The 23,437-nt window shown below is 46.7% G+C and carries 13 protein-coding genes; all 13 read left to right on the plus strand.

The features are described 5' to 3' along the window. The first annotated feature begins 51 nt into the window (after positions 1 to 51). The 13 genes from EL140_RS01850 (at position 52) to asp5 (ending at position 23,423) form a co-directional block, all read left to right on the plus strand. Positions 52 to 1,596, plus strand: a complete 1,545-nt coding sequence (locus EL140_RS01850) for a peptide chain release factor 3 (RefSeq protein ID WP_000155105.1) — start codon at positions 52 to 54, stop codon at positions 1,594 to 1,596. 592 nt (positions 1,597 to 2,188) lie between these two features. After that, positions 2,189 to 10,261 (plus strand): accessory Sec-dependent serine-rich glycoprotein adhesin, encoded by an 8,073-nt coding sequence (locus EL140_RS01855; protein ID WP_000466188.1) that lies wholly within the window; start codon positions 2,189 to 2,191, stop codon positions 10,259 to 10,261. A 219-nt stretch (positions 10,262 to 10,480) separates the two neighbouring features. Next, on the plus strand, positions 10,481 to 11,707 hold the full coding sequence (locus tag EL140_RS01860) for a glycosyltransferase (RefSeq protein ID WP_000711918.1): 1,227 nt from the start codon (positions 10,481 to 10,483) through the stop codon (positions 11,705 to 11,707). Between the two features lie 15 nt (positions 11,708 to 11,722). Next, positions 11,723 to 12,952, plus strand: a complete 1,230-nt coding sequence (locus tag EL140_RS01865) for a glycosyltransferase (protein ID WP_000751404.1) — start codon at positions 11,723 to 11,725, stop codon at positions 12,950 to 12,952. Positions 12,953 to 13,038: 86 nt separating this feature from the next. After that, positions 13,039 to 14,256 carry an accessory Sec system protein translocase subunit SecY2 gene (gene secY2 / locus EL140_RS01870; protein WP_000657783.1) on the plus strand — a complete coding sequence of 406 codons (1,218 nt, stop codon included), beginning with the start codon at positions 13,039 to 13,041 and terminating at the stop codon, positions 14,254 to 14,256. A gap of 9 nt (positions 14,257 to 14,265) precedes the next feature. After that, entirely contained in the window at positions 14,266 to 15,846 is a 1,581-nt protein-coding gene (gene asp1 / locus EL140_RS01875; protein ID WP_000291145.1) for an accessory Sec system protein Asp1, read from the plus strand. After that, positions 15,830 to 17,359 (plus strand): accessory Sec system protein Asp2, encoded by a 1,530-nt coding sequence (asp2, locus tag EL140_RS01880; protein ID WP_000412876.1) that lies wholly within the window; start codon positions 15,830 to 15,832, stop codon positions 17,357 to 17,359. The genes asp1 and asp2 overlap by 17 nt, the downstream gene beginning before the upstream one ends. After that, positions 17,356 to 17,796: an accessory Sec system protein Asp3 gene (gene asp3 / locus EL140_RS01885; protein ID WP_000583895.1), complete on the plus strand. Its 441-nt coding sequence runs from the start codon at positions 17,356 to 17,358 to the stop codon at positions 17,794 to 17,796. The genes asp2 and asp3 overlap by 4 nt, the downstream gene beginning before the upstream one ends. Next, the gene (gene secA2, locus EL140_RS01890; protein ID WP_002874268.1) at positions 17,783 to 20,161 is read left to right on the plus strand and encodes an accessory Sec system translocase SecA2; all 2,379 of its coding nucleotides are present in this window, start codon (positions 17,783 to 17,785) and stop codon (positions 20,159 to 20,161) included. Before asp3 ends, secA2 begins: the two co-directional genes overlap by 14 nt. A gap of 12 nt (positions 20,162 to 20,173) precedes the next feature. Further along, a complete protein-coding gene (gtfA, locus tag EL140_RS01895) occupies positions 20,174 to 21,694 on the plus strand; it encodes an accessory Sec system glycosyltransferase GtfA (RefSeq protein WP_000158444.1) in 1,521 nt (506 codons plus the stop codon). Next, positions 21,678 to 23,024, plus strand: coding sequence for an accessory Sec system glycosylation chaperone GtfB (gene gtfB, locus EL140_RS01900; protein WP_000615321.1), 1,347 nt, complete (start codon positions 21,678 to 21,680; stop codon positions 23,022 to 23,024). The genes gtfA and gtfB overlap by 17 nt, the downstream gene beginning before the upstream one ends. Further along, complete coding sequence (gene asp4, locus EL140_RS01905) at positions 23,017 to 23,196, plus strand: accessory Sec system protein Asp4 (RefSeq protein ID WP_000161923.1); 180 nt, start codon at positions 23,017 to 23,019, stop codon at positions 23,194 to 23,196. The genes gtfB and asp4 overlap by 8 nt, the downstream gene beginning before the upstream one ends. 2 nt (positions 23,197 to 23,198) lie before the next feature. Further along, a complete protein-coding gene (asp5, locus tag EL140_RS01910) occupies positions 23,199 to 23,423 on the plus strand; it encodes an accessory Sec system protein Asp5 (protein ID WP_025169030.1) in 225 nt (74 codons plus the stop codon). The last annotated feature ends 14 nt before the right edge of the window (positions 23,424 to 23,437 follow it).

Genomic DNA, 23,437 nt, shown 5'->3' on the forward strand with positions numbered 1-23,437 from the left:
ATTCTTAGCTACTGAAACAACTAAAAATAGAAAATCAAAGAAAGAGAACTTATGACTATTCAAGAAGAAATTAAGAAACGTCGTACTTTTGCTATCATCTCCCACCCGGACGCCGGGAAAACAACCATCACTGAGCAGTTGCTCTACTTTGGGGGCGAGATTCGTGAGGCTGGTACGGTAAAAGGGAAGAAAACAGGGACTTTTGCCAAGTCTGACTGGATGGATATCGAGAAACAACGTGGGATTTCGGTCACGTCATCTGTTATGCAGTTTGACTATGATGGTAAGCGCGTGAACATCCTCGACACACCAGGACACGAGGACTTCTCAGAAGATACTTATCGGACCTTGATGGCGGTGGATGCTGCCGTCATGGTCGTGGACTCTGCCAAGGGTATCGAGGCCCAAACCAAGAAATTGTTTGAGGTTGTGAAGCACCGTGGTATTCCAGTCTTTACCTTTATGAACAAGCTGGACCGTGACGGTCGTGAGCCACTGGATCTCTTGCAAGAACTAGAAGAAGTCCTAGGTATTGCGAGCTATCCTATGAACTGGCCAATCGGGATGGGGAAAGCCTTTGAAGGCTTGTATGACCTCTATAACCAACGCTTGGAACTCTATAAAGGAGATGAGCGTTTTGCCAGTCTGGAAGAAGGGGATAAGCTCTTTGGAAGCAATCCTTTCTACGCTCAGGTTAAGGACGATATCGAACTGTTGCAAGAAGCAGGAAATGAATTTTCAGAAGAAGCTATTCTTGCAGGAGAACTGACTCCGGTCTTCTTTGGTTCAGCCCTCACTAACTTTGGGGTGCAGACCTTCCTTGAGACCTTCCTTAAGTTTGCTCCAGAACCACATGGTCACAAGAAAACAGATGGCGAAATTGTGGATCCTTATGACAAGGATTTCTCAGGATTTGTCTTTAAAATCCAAGCCAACATGGACCCTCGTCACCGTGACCGCATTGCCTTTGTCCGTATCGTATCAGGTGAGTTTGAGCGAGGGATGAGTGTCAATCTGCCTCGTACTGGTAAGACTGCCAAGCTTTCTAATGTCACCCAGTTTATGGCAGAAAGTCGTGAGAATGTGACCAATGCCGTAGCAGGTGATATCATCGGGGTTTACGATACCGGTACTTATCAGGTTGGAGACACCTTGACGGTTGGAAAAAACAAGTTTGAATTTGAACCACTGCCAACCTTTACACCTGAGATTTTCATGAAAGTTTCTGCTAAGAACGTCATGAAGCAAAAATCCTTCCACAAAGGGATTGAACAATTGGTGCAAGAAGGAGCCATTCAGCTTTATAAGAATTACCAAACAGGCGAATACATGCTAGGCGCTGTGGGACAACTCCAATTTGAAGTCTTTAAGCACCGTATGGAAGGCGAGTACAATGCAGAAGTAGTCATGAGCCCAATGGGTAAAAAGACCGTTCGTTGGATCAAGCCTGAGGACTTGGATGAACGGATGTCCTCAAGCCGCAATATCTTGGCCAAAGACCGTTTCGATCAACCAGTCTTCCTCTTTGAAAATGACTTTGCTCTTCGCTGGTTTGCGGACAAGTATCCGGACGTAGAGTTGGAGGAAAAAATGTAACTCAGCACCAACAATTGGAACTAAAGTTCCTAATTGTTGGACGCTAGTCGCTATTTGGCGAACTAGCTAACTGCCTTACTAACTACGTTTGGCAAATAGAATCGATTTGCCAAACTCCGTGTCGTAGTGTAAAATCGGCTTACCTAAACGCTTCACTAGGAAAAATCCACGAATATTATCGATTCGTGGATTTTTTCGTCGGAAAGGCTAGAAAGTTACATCGGCTACCGGCTTCATTGATTCATTTGTGAAACTGCCTTTAAATACTCTACTCCTAAAAGTCTGTGGATGCTATTGATTCATGGACTTTTTCTATATTTTGAATAAAAATCAATTCCCTGAGTGATTGGAATTAGTTACTCGATTTTTTAAGCATTTAGAAATGGTTAAAAAATAAATAAAATATATTAACAGAACAATAAAATGAAGATTATATTGAAAAAACAGAATAGATTTGAAATCAAGTTATTTTTGAAATCATTTTCTTTCTTTAGGATATATTATAGATATTGAATTGTCGGTATATTTGGTATATAATAAGAAGATAGTATTTTATAGGTGAATAGATCTTTTTCAAGTTGAGGGGATGAACATGTTTTTTAGACGCCAGAAGGGTGAATATAGAGAAACAGACCGTGTAACTCGGTTCAAATTAATCAAATCAGGGAAGCATTGGCTACGGGCCTCGACTTCCCTTTTTGGCTTATTTAAGGTGATGCGTGGAAGTGCGGATACGAGCCAAGTAAAGACAGAAATGGTTGAAAAGCAAGAAGGTCAGAAGTTGACCGGCGTGGATGTCTTGAAAGGGATAGCAGCTACGGGAACGATCTTAGGTGGTTTTGCTGCGACGCAAACGCGTGTTTATGCCAATGATGCAGTCGCTGTTGAAAAGACTGTCGAATCAAAAGATACCCTGGCGACGAGAGATTCAGTAGTGCTAGGGACGACACAGGATCATCAAGATGCTGCTAGCTTGTCTTTGTCTACCAGTCAAAGCCAGTCATTGTCAGAATTCAATTCGCAGAGCGCCAGTCAATCTGCCTCTACGAGTCAGTCTGTCAGTGCCTCAAGCTCTTCTAGCATGAGCCAGTCGATGAGCGAATCTGCTTCTACTAGTCAGTCCTTTGCAAACAGTCAAAGTGTAACTGCTAGTTCAAGTGAATCCCTTGGGACACAAAATCAAGCGAATAGTAATCTGTCAGAGAGAGCTTCAGTTGGTGTTCAAAGTCAGTACCAAGCAAATGAGTCAGCTCGGGAGTCGGTGAAAGAATCTCATTCTTCAAAAGAACTAAAAGCAGTTAATTTTTCTACAGAATCCTTGCCTCAAAGTGAGTCTGGTCTTGTAAAGAATGAAGATGTGACGGCTGAATCAGGTCTGACTATGACTTCCGTTGCCATGACGGAAAAACAAAATGAAGAAAAACGGAAGAAATTAGAGGCTTTGTCTGCTGAGATTGGGCAGTTTCTAGCTCAAGCTCAGGGGCTTCCAAACTCGGATGAGGCAATCACGAAGACTAGTCTAGCGAAGAATGAGATAGCAGATGCCTTGAAAGGGGAGCTTTCTGATTTTACTTCTATTTTGAATAAGGCTACAGAAGCTCGAAATAGTATTGCAAATGCTGTGTTACGTGCCAAGTCTGGACTTCGTGACAGCAGAAACGGACAAGCTTTAACCCAAGCTTCAAATACCGCTAGCTTCAGAGCTGCTAGGGATACAGAGAAGCCAGAACTTCAGAAAATAACCGTTACAGGTGGCGCAGTTCTAGAAGGACAAAAATTTAAAATTTATCGAGAAGAAAATTTTTCTGCGACCATTGAGTTTACTGATAACAGTGGTCGAATTGAACATGCAAAATTTGTTCCTACTGCTGTTCCCGCGGCCTATCCGGCTACTTCAACTGTTGTCTCATTCACTACGAGTAATGGTCAAAGTATCAGTATGATTGTTCCGACAAATAAACTAGCCAAAGATGGAAATGCTACAGCATCAAATCCTTTCACCGTTTCAATCACGGGTTCTGTTGGAAAAAATCAAGCAGTAAATAGTTTGTGGACTCGTTATGTTTTCACCTATGATCAGGAAGGTAATTTTAGCGGAAATACTACTGACGTAGGTCTTGTAAAAGATTTAACAGCCAACCCTGCCGCAATTCAATTTGAAGTCCATGCTCAGTCTGAAAAGTACGAACCAGCTATCAATGCTGAGGTGAATCGAAACTTTACTCTAACGGCCAATTCAGGGACTGTTTCTGTTGGTGAAGCCAGTCAGTACATCACGAATGCTACAGGGACACCAGAATTACCTACTACAGGAATTACTAAGGGAACTAGAACAACCTATACTTGGAAATCTGGAACCAATACGAATTTGTCTGCTGGTCGGCATACTTTGACAGCGGTGGTAACTTATCCAGATGGAAGTACGGATGAAATTGACGTGAGCTTTACTGTGCGCCCTCAGACGCCAAGGATAGAGAATCAATATCTTAACGAAAAAGGTGGGCTCTCAAATCAAGCGATTACGGTAGATGGGGTTGCTCCAGGTGGGACTGTTACTCTTACAATTGCAGGTGAAACATTTACCAAACAGGCAACGGGGAGTTCTACCAGTGTAACCTTTACTGCAACTGACTTGAAGAAAGTATATGATCGCAATGGAGGACGACTTCCTAGTGGACCAGTGACTGCTAGTACGACAGTGGATGGTTTGGTTTCAGATGTGTTTAATGGACAAATTACGCCAAATCAAGCGTCAATTTCAGTAAGTAATAGCCAGTCTGCTTCAGCAAGTGCTAGTCAATCAGCCTCAGTAAGCGCAAGTCAGTCTGCCTCATTAAGCTCGAGTCAATCTGCATCATTGAGTGCCAGCCAGTCAGCTTCGGTAAGTGCCAGCCAATCCGCTTCTGTAAGTTCGAGCCAATCCGCTTCAGTGAGTGCCAGCCAGTCAGCGTCCGTAAGCTCAAGCCAATCCGCTTCAGTGAGCGCAAGTGAATCAGCATCTGCAAGTGCTAGTCAGTCAGCGTCAGTGAGCGCAAGTCAGTCTGCCTCAGTCAGCTCAAGCCGATCTGCATCAGTAAGTGCCAGTCAATCCGCTTCAGCCAGCGCGAGCCAATCCGCTTCAGTGAGTGCAAGTCAGTCAGCATCGGTAAGTTCGAGCCAATCCGCTTCAGTCAGCGCTAGCCAGTCTGCTTCATTGAGTGCCAGCCAATCCGCATCATTGAGTTCGAGTCAATCTGCATCTGCAAGCTCAAGCCAATCCGCCTCATTAAGCTCGAGTCAATCAGCATCAGTAAGTTCGAGTCAGTCCGCATCAGCGAGCGCTAGCCAATCCGCTTCAGTGAGCGCCAGTCAATCCGCCTCATTAAGCTCAAGCGAATCGGCTTCATTGAGTGCGAGCCAGTCAGCATCTGTAAGCGCAAGTGAGTCAGCCTCAGCAAGTGCGAGCCAGTCAGCCTCAGCAAGTTCGAGTCAGTCCGCATCAGTGAGTGCCAGCCAATCCGCATCAGCGAGCGCGAGCCAATCTGCCTCAGTAAGTTCGAGTCAGTCCGCATCAGTGAGCGCAAGTCAGTCAACTTCAGTAAGTTCGAGCCAATCAGCGTCAGCCAGCGCTAGCCAGTCAGCGTCAGCAAGCTCGAGTCAGTCTACCTCAGTAAGTTCGAGTCAATCAGCGTCAGTGAGCGCTAGCCAATCAGCATCATTGAGTTCGAGCCAGTCAGCGTCAGCTAGCGCTAGCCAGTCAGCGTCTGCAAGCTCGAGTCAGTCAGCCTCAGTAAGTGCAAGTCAGTCAGCGTCTGCAAGCTCCAGCCAATCAGCTTCAGTAAGCGCAAGTGAGTCCGCATCGGCAAGTGCAAGTGAATCGGCTTCAGCCAGCGCGAGCCAGTCAGTTTCAGTAAGTTCGAGTCAATCGGCTTCAGCGAGTGCTAGCCAATCCGCATCAGTAAGCTCAAGCCAGTCCGCATCAGTAAGTTCGAGTCAATCCGCCTCAGCGAGCGCTAGCCAATCAGCATCATTGAGTTCGAGTCAATCCGCATCAGTCAGCTCAAGCGAATCGGCTTCAGTAAGTGCCAGCCAGTCAGCTTCAGTAAGCGCCAGTCAATCCGCTTCATTGAGTGCTAGTCAATCTGCTTCAGTAAGTGCGAGTGAGTCAGCGTCAGTGAGTGCCAGTCAGTCTGCATCTGCAAGCTCCAGCCAGTCCGCTTCAGTCAGCGCAAGTCAGTCAGCTTCAGTCAGCGCTAGTCAATCAGCGTCTGTAAGCTCAAGTCAATCGGCTTCATCCAGCGCTAGTCAATCTGCGTCGGCAAGTTCGAGTCAATCGGCTTCAGTGAGTGCCAGTCAGTCTGCATCTGCAAGTTCGAGTCAGTCAGCTTCAGTCAGCGCTAGTCAGTCCGCCTCAGTAAGTTCGAGCGAATCGGCTTCATTGAGTGCTAGCCAGTCCGCCTCAGTAAGCGCAAGTCAATCCGCCTCAGCGAGCGCAAGCCAATCCGCTTCAGCGAGCTCAAGTCAATCAGCCTCAGTGAGCGCAAGTCAGTCTGCCTCAGTAAGCTCGAGTCAATCTGCATCATTGAGTGCAAGTGAATCTGCATCAGCGAGCTCGAGTCAATCGGCCTCAGCAAGTGCAAGTCAGTCTGCCTCAGTGAGTGCTAGCCAATCAGCCTCAGCGAGCTCCAGCCAGTCAGCCTCAGTAAGTTCAAGCCAGTCAGCTTCAGCGAGTGCTAGCCAATCAGCGTCAATGAGTTCAAGTCAATCAGCGTCAGTGAGCTCAAGTCAATCGGCTTCATTGAGTGCTAGCCAATCCGCTTCAGTAAGCTCCAGCCAATCAGCATCCGTGAGCGCCAGTCAATCCGCCTCAGCGAGCTCCAGCCAATCAGCATCCGTGAGCGCCAGTCAATCAGCGTCTGTAAGCACAAGCCAATCCGCTTCAGCCAGCGCGAGTCAATCGGCTTCAGTAAGCTCAAGTGAATCCGCTTCAGTCAGCTCGAGTCAATCTGCGTCGGCAAGCTTAAGCCAGTCCGCATCAGTAAGTTCTAGTCAATCCGCCTCAGTGAGCGCCAGTCAATCTGCATCAGCAAGTGCTAGTCAGTCCGCTTCAGCAAGCGCGAGCCAATCTGTATCGGTGAGCTCAAGTCAATCGGCTTCAGCGAGTGCTAGCCGATCAGCATCTGCAAGTGCTAGCCAGTCTGAGTCAGTGAGCGCTAGCCAGTCTGCTTCGGCAAGTTCGAGTCAATCAGCCTCAGCAAGTGTCAGCCAATCAGTATCTGTAAGCTCGAGTCAATCCGCTTCAGTAAGCTCCAGCCAGTCAGCATCTGCAAGTGCAAGTGAATCCGCTTCAGTAAGTTCGAGCCAATCCGCTTCAGTGAGTGCTAGTCAATCAGCCTCAATGAGCGCTAGTCAGTCTGCATCAGTAAGTTCGAGTCAATCCGCATCCGTGAGCGCTAGCCAGTCAGCTTCAACTAGTGCTAGTCAATCAGTATCTGTAAGTTCGAGCCAATCAGCTTCAGCAAGTTCGAGTCAGTCCGCTTCAGTGAGCGCTAGCCAATCTGCATCTGCAAGCTCCAGCCAGTCAGCTTCGGTAAGCTCAAGCCAATCCGCTTCAGTAAGCTCAAGCCAGTCAGCATCTGCAAGTGCAAGTGAATCCGCTTCAGTAAGTTCGAGCCAATCCGCTTCAGTGAGTGCTAGCCAATCCGCTTCAGCGAGCGCCAGCCAGTCAGTCTCAATAAGCGCAAGTCAGTCTGCATCTGCAAGCTCGAGTCAGTCCGCTTCAGTAAGTTCGAGTCAGTCCGCATCAGTAAGCGCAAGTGAGTCAGCCTCAGCCAGCGCAAGTCAATCTGCGTCTGCAAGCTCCAGCCAGTCCGCATCAGTAAGCACAAGTGAATCGGCTTCAGTAAGTGCCAGCCAGTCCGCTTCGGTAAGTGCTAGTCAGTCAGCGTCAACGAGTGTGAGCCAATCTGCCTCAGTAAGCTCCAGCGAATCTGCTTCAGTGAGCGCCAGTCAATCAGCTTCAGTGAGCTCGAGTCAGTCTGCATCGGTAAGTTCGAGCCAATCCGCTTCAGCGAGCGCTAGTCAATCCGTCTCAGTAAGCTCAAGCCAATCCGCTTCAGTGAGCGCAAGTGAATCAGCATCAGCGAGCGCAAGTGAATCTGCTTCCGTAAGCTCTAGTCAATCCGCATCAGCGAGCGCGAGCCAGTCTGCCTCAGTAAGTTCGAGTCAGTCCGCTTCAGTGAGCGCAAGTGAATCTGCATCAGTGAGCTCGAGTCAGTCCGCGTCAGTCAGCACTAGCCAGTCAGCATCAGTGAGCTCGAGTCAATCAGCCTCAGTAAGTGCAAGTGAATCTGCATCAGCGAGCTCGAGTCAATCAGCGTCAGTGAGTGCCAGCCAATCCGCTTCATTGAGTGCCAGTCAATCAGCCTCAGTCAGCTCAAGCGAATCTGCATCAGTTAGCTCAAGTCAGTCAGCTTCATTGAGTGCAAGTGAATCCGCCTCAGCCAGCGCAAGTGAATCTGCATCAGCCAGCGCAAGTCAGTCTGCTTCAGTAAGTTCGAGTCAATCTGCATCTGCAAGTTCGAGTCAATCAGCGTCAGTCAGCTCAAGTGAATCAGCTTCAGCAAGTTCGAGCCAATCAGCTTCAGTGAGTGCGAGCCAGTCAGCATCTGCAAGCTCGAGCCAATCAGCCTCAGCGAGCTCCAGCCAGTCAGCTTCAGTGAGCGCAAGTCAGTCTGCTTCAGCGAGCGCTAGCCAATCAGCCTCAGTAAGTTCAAGCGAATCAGCCTCGGTAAGCTCTAGTCAATCAGCCTCAGTAAGTGCAAGTGAGTCAGCTTCAGTAAGTTCGAGCCAATCAGCCTCAGTCAGCTCAAGCCAATCAGCTTCAGTGAGCTCGAGCGAATCCGCGTCAGTAAGCTCGAGTCAATCCGCTTCAGCGAGCTCGAGCCAATCTGTATCGGTGAGCTCAAGTCAATCGGCTTCAGTGAGTGCGAGCCAGTCAGCTTCAGTGAGCGCAAGTCAATCCGCTTCATTGAGTGCTAGTCAGTCAGCTTCAGTAAGTGCCAGCCAGTCAGCGTCCGTAAGCTCAAGCGAATCCGCTTCAGTAAGTTCGAGCCAATCAGCGTCTGCAAGCTCAAGCGAATCCGCTTCATTGAGTACGAGTGAGTCAGCCTCAGTCAGATCCAGCCAATCTGCTTCAGTGAGTTCGAGCCAATCAGCTTCAGCGAGCGCAAGTCAATCAGCCTCAGTAAGTTCAAGCGAATCAGCCTCAACGAGCGCTAGCCAATCAGCTTCAGTGAGTGCGAGCCAGTCAGCGTCCGTAAGCTCAAGCGAATCCGCTTCAGTAAGTTCGAGCCAATACGCATCATTGAGTGCCAGTCAATCCGCCTCAGTAAGTTCGAGTCAATCCGCCTCAGCGAGCTCGAGCCAATCCGCATCATTGAGTGCTAGTCAATCCGCCTCAGTAAGTGCTAGTCAGTCAGCTTCAGCGAGTTCGAGTCAGTCAGCTTCAGTAAGTGCCAGCGAATCCGCTTCAGTAAGTTCGAGCCAATCAGCATCCGTAAGCGCAAGTGAGTCAGCCTCAGTAAGTTCGAGTCAATCCGCTTCAGTAAGTTTGAGCCAGTCAGCTTCATTGAGTGCCAGCCAATCAGCATCGGTAAGTTCGAGTCAGTCCGCATCGGTGAGTGCGAGTGAGTCAGCGTCAGTGAGCGCAAGTGAGTCAGCATCTGCAAGCTCGAGCCAATCCGCGTCGGCAAGCTCCAGCCAGTCCGCTTCATTGAGCGCCAGTGAATCCGCTTCAGCCAGTGCCAGTCAATCCGCCTCAGTAAGTTCAAGCGAATCTGCATCGGTAAGTTCAAGTCAATCTGCGTCTGCAAGTTCGAGTCAGTCAGCATCAGTGAGCGCAAGTGAGTCAGCATCTGTAAGTTCGAGCGAATCGGCTTCAGTAAGTTCGAGCCAATCTGCTTCAGCGAGCGCTAGCCAATCAGCCTCAGTAAGTTCAAGCGAATCCGCTTCAGTAAGCTCGAGTCAATCCGCTTCAGTGAGTTCGAGCCAGTCTGCATCATTGAGCTCGAGTCAATCCGCTTCAGTCAGCTCAAGCCAATCCGCTTCAGTAAGCGCTAGTCAGTCTGCCTCAGTCAGCTCAAGCGAATCCGCATTAGTAAGTTCGAGTCATTCCGCGTCAGCGAGTGCTAGCCAGTCAGCATCCGTAAGCGAGAGTGAGTCTGCTTCAACAAGTACTTCAACTTCTGCAAGTATGCTAGGAGCCGAGTTGGCGTTGGAGAGTGCTTCGATTTCAGCAAGTACTTCATTGAGCGAATCTACTTCAACGAGCGCATCACTCTCAGCTAGCATGTTCGCCAGTGAATCGACTCTAGAAAGTGCTTCGATTTCAGCAAGTATGTCAGTGAGCGAGTCAACGTCGATTAGCACTAGTCTCTCGACTTCAGATTCTATTAGTAGATCTGCGTCAGCAAGTGCTCTGGCATCTACTTCAACAAGCACTTCTCTCTCAATGGCAAACATTGCAAGCCAAGGTCAATCCGCTTCAAGCAAGCCAAAACAAGTCTTGCCAAATACAGGAGCGTCGACTTCGGTAGCATCTGCTTTGTTGGGAGCATTGGCAGCTGTAACAGGTATCGGTCTTCTTGCCAAGAAGGATCAGAACGACGATCAAGAAAGTCATTGATAAGATATAAAAATCAATGAATAAATAGTAAAATGGAAAACCTTTGAAAACATGATTTTTCAAAGGTTTTTTCTATATGTGAGAAGGGGGAAATCCTCTTTTGAGTTTGAAATAAACTAGGGGAAAAGGTATAATAGGAAGGTGAGAGAATCATCGAAAGAATCAGAACTATAGTAGTAGAAAAGTAGCCGAAAGAATGTGAAAAGAAAAGGGGACGAAATGAAAAAAGAGCTTCAAAAAGCCATTGTACTCGGTGGTGATAATGCTTATATGGACAAGATTGAGACAACAATCAAGTCAATCTGCGCCCATAACCGAGCAGTTACTTTTTATGTTTTCAATGATGATTTGCCATCTGAATGGTTTCAGCTCATGGAGAGACGTCTAGAGCCTCTAACCTCAAAAATCATCAATGTCAAGATTAGTCATCAAAGTTTGAAAGGGTATAGTTTGCCACTAGCCCACCTAAGTTATGCAACTTTCTTTCGTTATTTTATACCTCAGTATGTCAACGAAGATCTGGCCTTGTACATGGATTCGGATATTATCGTTAGATCAAACCTAGATCAACTCTTTTTAGAAGATATGGCAGACTGGCCAGTAGCTGCTGTCGCAGATGCGCTAGTTCCTAGCACTTTTAATGCAGGTGTCTTGCTAATCAATGTCGCTCTCTGGCGTCAAGAAAAGGTGACGGAGCACTTGTTGAGCTTGACAGACCAACTGCATGACCAAGTTTTTGGTGATCAGGGCGTGTTAAATCACCTCTTTGAAAGTCGTTGGAAACCTTTGCCAGCTACCTATAATTTTATGGTTGGTATGGATACGGTGGCGCGAAATTACCAGATGGATTCTTGGTATAGAGATTCTCTTGCTGTTGAGAAGACAGCTAAGATTATTCATTATACAGGGGACAAGCCTTGGTACCAAATCAACCTCAACCGTTTCAGGGAGGACTGGTGGTTTTACTACGGACTAGAGTGGTCTGATATCGTCATGAAAAAATGTGATTTTCATAAAGGATTAGCATCCTTAGTTCAAGCTCCCCGGTATGCGACCGCTATTTTTACCAATACGTGTCATATAGAGAGAATCGAACACCTAATCCAAGAACTGCCAGATGTAGAGTTCTCTATCCTAGCTCATACCAATTTTGCTCCGGAAATCATGAACTTGCAATCGCATCTGAATGTACGCCTCTATCCTTACTTTAATCCCATGAATGTCAAAAAGGTCTTGGAAAAGATTGATTTTTACTTGGATATCAATCATGAGGATGAAATTGCAAACATTATCCAAGAGGTGCAGCAAAGAGAAATCCCTATATTTTCTTTTGAGACCACTAGTCATGACTCGAGTGGTTACAGTCATGTTTACTCACCAGCAACTGTAGATCAAATGATCGAGTCTATCCGCACGCTTTTGGAATCACAGAAGCAGTCGTTGTGAACTGAAGGAAACTAAATGAAAAAAACAATTGTTCTCGCAGGAGATTATGCCTATATCCGCCAGATTGAAACAGCACTTAAGTCTCTCTGCTATCATAATAGCCATGTCAAGGTCTATATCTTTAATCAGGATATTCCCCAGGAATGGTTCCGTGCTCTCAGACCGATAGTAGAGCAAATGGGTGGTGAGTTGGTGGATGTCAAGATGCTTGGTGCCCAGTTTCAGATGAACTGGAGCAACAAACTGCCCCATATCAATCATATGACCTTTGCCCGTTACTTTATCCCTGATTTTGTCGAAGAGGATAAGGTACTTTACTTGGACAGTGATTTGGTAGTGACGGCTGACCTGACGCCTCTCTTTGAAATGGACTTGGGAGAAAACTACCTGGCTGCTGCGCCATCTTGTTTTGGAGTTGGGGTTGGCTTTAATGCAGGTGTACTCTTGATCAATAACAAGAAATGGCGGGCAGAAGCTGTAAGAAAAAAACTTGTTGAGCTGACGGAACGGGAACACCTACATGTGAGTGAGGGAGATCAGTCCATCCTCAATATGCTCTTTCATGACAGCTACACTCCTCTGGATCAGAACTATAATTTCCAGATTGGTTTTGACAGTGGGGCTGCCTCACATGGACATGAATTTATCTTCCAGATTCCCCTAGAGCCCCTGCCAGCCATCTTGCATTTCCTCTCTCAAGACAAACCTTGGAACACTCATTCGGTTGGGCGTTTGCGTGAGGTTTGGTGGCACTATCATCTGATGGAGTGGTCTGCCATTACTGAAAAATGGCGTCAGGCTGGAATTGACTATCCAGTCACAGTCTATCAGCCGGCTATGACTTGTGTTAATTTGACCAACTCCTGGCATCTTGAGAAAATCGACTATCTGGTTCAAGCCTTGCCAGAGGTGCATTTCTACATTGCAGCCTATACAACGATGGCACCGGAACTCATGCTCTTGTCACGTTTTGAAAATGTGACCCTCTATCCCAACACCTTCCCCCTCTTGGTCGAGAAATTGATCCAGCAGACAGATGTCTATCTCGATATTAACCACGATGACAAGTTGAGTGTTGTTTATGACTATATTTCACGCTTTGAGAAACCGATCTTGACTTTTGACAATACCCAGTCGCGGGAACTACCTCAAAGTACCTATGCGGGTATTTTCTCAGCAGAAAGACCAGAAGAAATGGTAGCAGCTCTGACAGCTTATCTGGACGAGAAAGCTCACGAAAACTGAGATAGAGATTTGAATGTGCTAAGATAAAAAGGCTGGATAGGCCTCGTGTGACAGGACAGAAAGATAAAAATGAAAAGGAGGAGCTAGTGAAAGAATTTCGTTCATCGATAGCAGTAAAAAAAGGGATGCGCACCCTGTTTTTGCTCTTTATTTATGTGCTCGGGAGTCGTCTGGCTCTTCCTTTTGTTGATCTCAATAGTCGGGATTTTCTCGGAGGAAGCGCAGCCTATCTGGACTTTTCAGTAGCTCTGACTGGTGGAAATCTTCGCAGTCTCTCTCTCTTTTCCATCGGGCTTTCACCTTGGATGTCAGCTATGATCTTGTGGCAGATGTTTTCCTTTTCAAAGAAACTGGGCTTAAACTCAGTTTCTTCGGAAGTTCAGGATAGACGGAAAATGTACTTGACGTTAGGGATTGCCTTGATTCAGGCCTTGGCCTTGACGACAAACCTCCCTGTCCAAGCTCCCTACAATCCCTTCTTGGTCTTTCTCCTCAATACCAGCCTTTTGGTTGCAGGGACCTTCTTCTTAGTTTGGCTGTCGGACATCAATGCGTCTATCGGAGTTGGAGGCCCTGTCGTCATTTTATTGGCAAGTATGGTGGCTTCACTCCCTCAGGACATCCTCCAATCGGTCCAAGTTCATAAGATATCTCCTTGGCTGCTTTTCCTATTGGTAGTGCTTGGTGTCCTCTTTACCTATCTAGTCGTTTTCTTTTATCGAGCGCGATACCGCATCCCTATCAATAAAATCGGGCTCCATTCTCGCTTTAAACGCTATTCTTATCTGGAAATCATGCTCAATCCTGCAGGTGGCATGCCTTATATGTATGTGATGAGTCTCATGGGCTTGCCTTCTTATCTCTTGATCTTGCTTCAACATCTGGACAAGGGCAATCCGCTCTACCCTGCCATACTGGAGCAGTATGCGATGGGTAAACCCTTGTGGATATACGCTTATATCCTTATCCTCTTTGTCTTTAGCATTGCCTTTGCCTTTGTCAATGTGAGTGGTCAACAGATCGCAGATCGGATGAAGGAATCAGGAGATTACATCTATGGGGTCTATCCGGGTGAGGATACCAGTCGCTTTATCAACCGTTTGGTTCTACGATTTGCTCTGATAGGTGCAGTCTTTAACGTTACCTTGGCTGGACTTCCGATTTTGTTTGTCTTGAAGGATGAGAGTCTGTTAAAAGTCAGCATGATTCCTGGACTCTTTTTAATTTTGAGTGGTATGCTGTTTACAATTCACGACGAACTGCAAGCACTCAGACTAAATGAAAGGTATCGGCCACTATTCTAGGAGGTTTTGATGTATTACTTTATCCCAGCCTGGTATGGCAAGGAGCGTCCCTGGCATGCTGATTTGACACCCTGGTATTTTTCTCATTTTAAGCTAGAATTTGATGACACCTTTAATCAGATTCGCTTGACGCAACGCCAAGGGATTCCTGCCCAGGTCCTCCTTTTGTCCTATCAGCCTCATCTTCGCTATTTTCTCCATCGCCAAGGTATTTTAGAAGCACCGGTTTATTCCTTATTTGATGAATTGCAGGATTTTCATGAGATTCGACCACAGGTCTTGCAACTAAGAGATATTGAGTGGGAAGAGGACTGCGAGTTTGTTTACAGTCCCTTTACCATTCTGGTGCTGAAGGATGGAAAGCCCTATGCCCAGGTAGAGCATGGGATAGAAGGTTTTATCAGTACGATTCAGTATTTCAAGGAAGATGGGCTCTTGTCTGCCAACTACCTGATGGATGATCGGGGGCTGGTTTCCAGTGTGATTTACTACCAAGATGGTCAGGCTATCTACCAAGACTACCTCAATCCCAAGGGACTGTGGCAGTTTAGAGAGTACTTGCAAGATGGGGGCCGTATCGAGGTCAATCCTATCTTTGCTTTTCGCTTCCAAAAAGAGGCCTACCGAGATATGGGAGAATTGATTGCGGAGTTTTTTGAGAAGAAAATAGCTCACCTTCCCGAGGAAGGAACGACCTATTTTCTGCCTGCGTGTGACCAGCATAATACTTTCCTTTTAGATCGATTGCCTCGCCAAAGCACCAAGGTTCTCAGCCTTTTTATCGGACGAAATCCCCAAGAGCAATTACCACAACTGGCAGGTCTGCTGGATAAGGTGGACCTTGTTCTGGTTGACAGGGAGGATACCCTGCGCTTGGCTCAGTCTGCCTTTTCAGAACAAGCAATGAAGTTTCGTCATTTATCGCCTTTTGATACGCGCTTGGAGCTGGGAAAGAGTCAGACTCGGAAGGAGTCGCTTCTCTACTATCAACTGGACTTTGAGCAGGGGATAGAGGACCAGGCTCTCTATCAGGTCTTGCGTTTCCTTTCTGAAAACAAGGATACAGAGCTGGTCTTTGGAGCCTTTGCTGCTAGTCAAGAAGAAATGAAGCGGCTGGAAACACGTGTTTCTGAGATGATTGCAGAGCAGTTTCAAGACCAGGAACTGGAGAAGGAAGTTGATTATCAAGGAGCTGAAAATCCACTTGAGGACAATCGCCATCAGAGCAAGCGCTATTCGTTTGTCAATATGAAGGATGAATCGGAGTTAATCAAGCAGCTGGAATTTGTTCGTTTGATTGTCGATTTGAACAGTCAACCTCTTCTTTATACCCAGATAGCGGGGATTAGTGCTGGTATCCCTCAAATCAATAGGGTCAAAACTGAGTATGTCAGCCATCAGAAGAATGGCTATCTGTTGGAAAACACTGCTGATTTTGCGCAAGCTGCCCATTACTATCTCGATAGCCTGCAGGTGTGGAATGATGCTCTGATCCATTCCATTGAAAAGATAAAGGAACACACTGGCGAGCAATTCCTAATCAAGCTAGAAAAGTGGTTGGAGGAGGTGACTCATGGAAAAGAAATATAAGATCTTGCAAATCGGTCCAGAGGATTGGCGAGAGACACTTGCCCTACCAGCCCAACTAGACTGGTATCATGTTCCTCCTAACACACCGTCTGCCATCCAGAAAATTATGGATGAGAAAAATTTGGAGCACTTTCATGCTGTCATTCTTACGGATGGGGCTTATCTAGTAGATTTGTTGCCTTTTGCATCTAGCTTGGAACCCTATACGGTTTTCTATCCAGAACAGTTTGCAAGCCAGGATGAAGGTCTTCAAAATCTCATCAGACAGCACTGCATGCAAGCGATGGACCTGTCAGACCGACAGGGCTTTGTTCGAGACCTTTCCACCTCCCTCTTTGAAGGTGGTTATGGAGACAAGCTGAGTCCAGCTACGATACGGATTCACCCGAGTTTTCAAGGCTCTGTCTCCTATCAAGGATTTGAGCATCTGAAATTAGAAGGAGACTTTGGCAAGACCTATACCCAGCTAGCCTCTTGGGCCTATAATCAGACCGTCCAAGCCCATGCGCCAATCGAACTCTGGCTCGAATATGAAAAGAGTGGACCAGTGGAATTGCGCTTGCGTTTGCGAAAAATCCCAGCAGGATCCGTTTCAGAGATTAGACAGGACATTCTCCTTGAGGAAGCAGACTTTGCCTCAGCAATCATCGTGGAACAAGACTATGATGCTTATCTGAGCATTTCTCTTGAAGCGCGTGGCCAGGGAAAGGTCAACATCGGCAATCTCCACCAACGCTGGAGCCGGAAACAGTTTGGAAAGTTTGTTCTCGGAGGCAATATCCTGCATGACAAAAAACGTGAGGAAATCAACTATTTCTTTCACCCGGGGGATTTCAAGCCTCCTCTAGCAGTCTATTTCTCTGGTTATCGTCCGGCGGAAGGCTTTGAGGGTTACTGGATGATGAAGAATCTCCAATGTCCCTTTCTCCTCTTTTCGGACCCTCGATTAGAAGGGGGAGCCTTTTACCTAGGAACTGAGGAATTGGAAGCCAACATACAAGCAAAAATCCAACACTATCTAGACTATCTAGGCTTGGATAGAAGTGACTTGATCCTATCTGGCCTGTCAATGGGGACCTTCCCAGCACTCTACTATGGGGCTTACTTTGAACCCAAGGGGATTGTAGTCGGAAAACCCTTGACCAATCTAGGAACCATCGCACAGCGGGGCCGACTAGAGGCGCCAGGAGTCTTTCCAACTAGCTTTGATGTCTTGCACCTTCAGACTGGAGGAGTGAGTCAGAAAGACATGAAGGACTTGGATCAACGTTTTTGGACCCGATTTGAACAAGCTGATTTTTCCCAGACGACCTTTGGTCTTTCTTACATGAAGGACGAGGATATGGATAGTGGTGCCTATGACCAGCTAGTGGAGACTCTTTGCCAGACAGGAGCTAAGATTTTGTCCAAAGGGACAGCAGGTCGACACAATGATGATACAGGAACAAACGTTGCCTGGTTTATTCATTTTTACAAGATGATACTAGAAGAATACGGAAGAGGTGAGACATGATTATCATCAAGAGAGAGGATATTAGGTGGGGCGAGATGGGAGCTACTTATCTTTATGGGAGCCAGATCACCTATCATGCAGATGGTCACGTTACCCTGAAAAATCCTTTGTTGGCTTCAGGAGAAACCCTTAAAACATGGTTTTCTAGTGTCAACTATCAGGCTACTAGAAGCCAGCCGAGCCTCCCTCTTCTTAAGAAAAATCATACCTACCGCTTATCCATGAAGATGCGGGTTCAACCGGTCAATGGACTTTATCTCAAACTGACCTTTTTAAATCGTTATGAGGAAATCATAGAGGAGAAGATTGAAAGGCAATTTTCCTTTAGCTTCACCTATCCTGAAGCGGCCTACACCTATCGCCTTTCCTTAATTAGTGCAGGTTTTGAAGCTTTTGACTTTGTTTCATTTTCTATTGAGGAGGATGCTGGTGTTTAATCATTTGTATCAGGAAAGACAACTGAGAAAGGTCAAGAAGCTTCTAAGCCAAATCAATGCCCTCAAAGAAGAGATGGCGGCTCTCAGTGATGAGGAAATGGCTGCAAAGACAGAGGAGTTTCGCCAGCGTCTTGCCCAGGGAGAAACCTTGGATGAGTTATTGGTAGAAGCCTATGCCCTTGTCCGTGAGGCGGATAAACGTGTTTTGGGACTCTTTCCCTATGATGTGCAAGTCATGGGAGCCATTGTGATCCACCAAGGAAATGTGGCTGAGATGAATACGGGTGAGGGCAAGACCTTGACTGCAACCATGCCCCTCTACCTCAATGCTCTAACGGGAAAAGGCAGTATGTTAGTCACGACAAATGACTATCTGGCTAGACGGGACGCAAGTGAAATGGGCCCAGTCTACCAATTTTTAGGTCTAACTGTCGGTCTGCCCTTTTCAGAGGATCCAAAAGAGGACTTGACTGCCGAAGAGAAAAGAAAGATCTACACCTCGGACATCGTCTACACGACCAATAGTGTCCTGGGATTTGACTATCTCAATGACAATCTTGCCTCCACTAGTGAAGGAAAGTTCCTGCCTCCCTTTAACTATGTCATCATTGATGAAATCGATGACATTCTACTCGATAGTGCCCAAACTCCCTTGATTATCGCAGGCTCTCCCCGTGTCCAGTCTAACTATTATGGGATGATTGATACCCTAGTGACGACCTTGGTTGAAGGAGAAGACTACATCTACAAGGAAGAAAAAGACCAAGTTTGGTTGACCCGAAAGGGGGCTCAGACGGTTGAAGGATTCCTAGGAATCGACCATCTCTACAAGGAAGAGTACGCAAGTTATGTTCGGCATCTGGTCTATGCTCTTAGAGCTCATACGCTCTTTACCAAGGACAAGGACTATCTGGTTCGAGGTCAAGAGATGGTTTTGCTGGATAAGAGCACAGGGCGTTTGATGGAAATGACCAAGCTTCAAGGTGGTCTCCATCAAGCCATCGAAGCCAAGGAACATGTGAAACTTTCTCCTGAAACCAGAGCCATGGCTTCAATCACCTACCAGAGTCTCTTTAAGATGTTTCGCAAAATCTCAGGTATGACAGGAACGGGAAAGGTGGCAGAAAAAGAGTTTTTTGAAACCTACAATATGGCTGTCATTCGCATCCCAACCAATCGCCCACTTAGGCGAATGGACCATTCAGACAATCTCTATGTGACCCTCCCTGAGAAAGTGTATGCTTCTTTGGAAGCAATCAAGACCTATCACGCCAAAGGCAATCCACTCCTGATCTTTGTCGGTTCTGTTGAAATGTCCCAGCTATACTCATCCTTGCTCTTGCGAGAGGGGATTTCCCACAATGTCCTCAATGCCAATCATGCGGCGCGTGAAGCCCAAATCATCGCAGAGTCTGGACAGATGGGAGCAGTGACCGTTGCGACTTCTATGGCCGGTCGAGGGACAGATATCAAACTCGGTCCAGGGGTGGCAGAGTTAGGAGGTTTGGTTGTGATTGGTACCGAGCGAATGGAGAGCCGACGGATTGACCTGCAAATCAGAGGTCGTTCCGGCCGTCAGGGGGATCCAGGCATGTCTCAATTTTTCGTATCGCTTGAAGATGATGTGATCAAAAAGTTCGGACCGTCTTGGGTTCACGACCTGTATCAAGACTACCAAGTGGAAGATATCAGCAAACCCATCCTACTCAAGGCTCGCAAGTACCGAAATCTCGTCAGAAAAGCCCAAGAGGCTAGTGATAGTGCCAGTCGCTCTGCACGCAGACAAACCTTAGAGTATGCGGAAAGCGTCAATATTCAGCGTCAGATGGTCTACAAAGAAAGGGATCGCTTGCTAGATGGGAGCCGTGATTTAGGGCATGTCCTTGAGGATATACTGGCAGACTATAGCAAACAAATCTCAGAAAAAGCCTATAGCAGCCCCCAAGAACTCTTTCACTTTATCGTGACCAATATTAGCTTTGGGATGAGAGAATTACCAGATGATCTGGATTTAGCTGATGCAGATCAGATTCGGGAGTTACTAGAGAAAATAATAGCCAAGGAAATCGCAGCTAAAAAGGAAGTCCTCCAACCTCACCAGCTTTATGATTCTTTTCTGAGAATATCCATGCTCAAGGCGATTGATGACAACTGGGTTGAGCAAGTCGACTACCTCCAACAGCTCAGTCTAGCAATCGGGAGCCAGTCTGCTTCTCAAAAGAACCCTATCGTGGAGTACTATCAGGAGGCCTATGCAGGCTTTGAAACCATGAAGCAACAAATCCGTACAGATATGGTACGCAATCTTCTCATGGGGATTGTGGAAGTAACGCCCAAAGGTGAGATTCTCACCCATTTTCCATAAAAAGAGGATCATATGACAATTTACAACATAAATCTAGGAATCGGTTGGGCGAGCAGTGGTGTCGAATATGCCCAGGCCTACCGAGCAGGGATTTTTAGAAGTTTAGACCTAGCATCTAAGTTTATCTTTACCGACTTGATTTTGGCAGACAATATCCAGCATTTAACGGCCAATATCGGCTTTGCGGATAATCAGGTAATCTGGCTTTACAATCATTTTACAGATATCAGGCTAGCACCGACCAGTGTTACAGTTGACGAGGTCTTGGCTTCTTTCGGTGGCCTTGAGAGTCATAGGGAGCAGGACGGCAAGGTCTTACGTGTCTACTTTTCAGATGAGGACAAGTTTGTGACCTGCTACTTGGTAGACTCGGCTAAGAATCTGGTGCAGCATGCAGAGTATGTGTTTGGGGGGAACTTGGTTCGCAAGGATTATTTTTCCTACACGCGCTACTGTACAGAATATTTCGCGCCCAAAGACCAAGTGGCTAGGCTCTATCAACGAAGCTTTTTCAATGAAGATGGCAGCACTGCTTACGATATCTTGTTGACTGAGGGACAGGAAGAGGTCTATCGATTTAAGGACCGGATTCTGTATGGAAAGCCAGCCCTTATGCGCTATTTTATGCAACGTTTGAACTTGAGCAAGTCTGATTTGGTCATCTTGGACAGGGAAACAGGGATTGGTCAGGCTGTTTTTGAAGAAGCACAAAAGGCCCATCTAGCAGTTGTCGTTCACGCAGAGCACTATAGTGAAAATGCTAGTAACGAAGACTATCTCCTCTGGAATAACTACTATGAGTATCAGTTTACAAATGCGGACAAGGTCGATTGCTTTATCGTGTCTACGGATCGGCAGAAGGAAGTTCTCGAAGGTCAATTTGCCCAGTACAGTCAGCATCGTCCACGAATCGTCACGATTCCAGTTGGGAGCATTGATCAGCTGACGGAGCCTGCTAGGGAACGCAAGCCCTTTTCTCTCATTACCGCTTCGCGTCTGGCCAAGGAAAAACACATCGACTGGCTCGTCAAGGCGGTTATCCAAGCGCATCAAGTCCTCCCTGAGCTCACCTTTGACATTTATGGCAGTGGGGGTGAGGAATCCCTTTTAAGGGAAATCATCACGGCTCACCAAGCGGAGAACTATATCCAGCTCAAAGGGCATGCAGATCTAGCTCAGATCTATCCCCAGTATGAGGTCTATCTGACAGCCTCAACCAGCGAAGGCTTTGGTCTGACCTTGATGGAGGCAGTTGGTTCAGGCTTGCCCCTGATTGGCTTTGATGTGCCTTATGGAAACCAGACCTTTATCAAGGATGGTCAAAATGGCTACTTGATCCCAAGTTCGGATGACCATGTTGAAACGGCGATTAAAAGATCCTTTGCGGAAAAGATCTGCCAGCTCTATCAGGAAAATCATTTGCCAGATATGCGAACAGCATCTTATGACCTAGCTAGAGGATTTTTAACAGACAAAGTAAGGGACAAGTGGAAGAAAACGATAGAGGAGGTCCTGCATGATTCAACTATTTGATCGATATGGCCAGGAAAGTCGAGATTTACATGAAAGTTTAGAAGTTGCTGGTCTGTCCCATGTCACGGTTGTGATCGAGCCAGATGGCTTTCTCCCAGATGGGATTCTTTCTCCCTTTACCTACTATCTAGGTTACGAGTCGGGAAAAGCTCTTTATTTCAACCAAGTAGCCGTACCTGAGTTTTGGGAGATTGCGGGCAATAACCAGTCGGCGCATATCCTAAAGGATTCTCGGGAGAGGGGCGTGATTCACTATGTGGAGGCTCCTCAGGCCCGTTTGGTCAAGCAAGTCGACTGGAAGGACCTATCCGGTCGCATCTACCAAGCAGACCACTATAACCGATACGGAGCTTGCTTTGCCAAGACCACCTATAGTGCAGATGGACAGACTATCCTGACCAAGTATCAGGATGCAAAGGGACAGGAAATTGTCCTGGAAAACCATGTGACAGGCGATATCCTCCTAACCTTGCCCGGACAAGCCCTGCGCCATTTTAAAAATCGAGTGGAGTTCACGATCTTCTTTTTGCAAGACTTGGGAATCGACACTCGCCACCTTCTCTTTAACACACTCGCCACCTCTTTCTTGGTCTCATACCATTATCCAGATAAGAGTGGACGGGATATTTTAGTCTGGCAAGAACCACTAGATGATTGTCTTCCTGGAAATATGCAGCTTCTCTTGGAGCAAGAGGGGCTGAGAGCCAAGCAGATCCTCATACCAGATAAGGCTACCTATGAACAGGCCTTGACCTTGACCAATCCAGCCTATCATGACAAGTTTGTCCATCTAGGTTATCATTATCAGTTCAAAAGAGAAAATTTCGTTCGACCAGATGCCTTGATTGTTACCAACTCAGATCAGATCGAGCATATCGAAACCCTGATTGAGTCCTTGCCAATGGTGACCTTCCGAATCGCGGCAGTGACTGAAATGTCGTCCAAGTTGCTAACCTTGCTTTCCTATCCCAATGTCGTTCTCTATCAAAACGCTAGTCCGCAAAAGATTCGAGAACTCTACCAGCTGTCGGATCTCTATCTAGACATCAATTACGGAAACGAGCTTTTGGATGCTGTCCGTCAAGCCTTCGAGCACAATATGCTCATCCTAGCCTTTGACCAGACAGCTCATAACAGACCTTACACAGCTCCAGAACACCTCTTTAATGTGCAGACTGTTGGAGACATGATTGCGAAGATTCAAGAAGCTCTCAGCAGTCTTGACAAGATGGGCCAAGCCCTTGGACATCAAGGTCTCCATGCTAACTATGTGGACTTGGCTACTTACCAAGAGAGGATGGAAAGGATAATAGGGGAAGGACATGACTAAAAAAGATTTATTTTACAAGGATGTCGAAGGACGCATGGAAGAGTTAAAGCAAGGAGCGCTTAAGAAAGAAAAGCCTAGCCGAGGAGAAAAGATCAGTAAAACCTTCTCCATTTTACTCGGCTTGCTCATCCTTCTTACCCTGATCTTTACATTATTAGGAATCTTGAGGTGAAAATGATGGAAGTTTTGATGATTGTAGGAATAATCCTAGCCATCGCCTTGATTGTTCTGGTTCTCATCCAACCTCGTCAAAGCCAACTCTTTTCCATGGATGCGACCAGCAATATCGGAAAACCAGGCTACTGGCAGAACAAGCGCTTGGTAAAAATGGTAACCCTCTTGATTAGCCTAGCCTTGTTTGTCTTGCTCCTCGTTTTTATGATGGTGACCTATCAGTAAAGAACCTCAGAGGA

It is taken from the genome of Streptococcus oralis ATCC 35037 (genome assembly GCF_900637025.1).
In the GTDB taxonomy this organism is placed as follows: domain Bacteria; phylum Bacillota; class Bacilli; order Lactobacillales; family Streptococcaceae; genus Streptococcus; species Streptococcus oralis.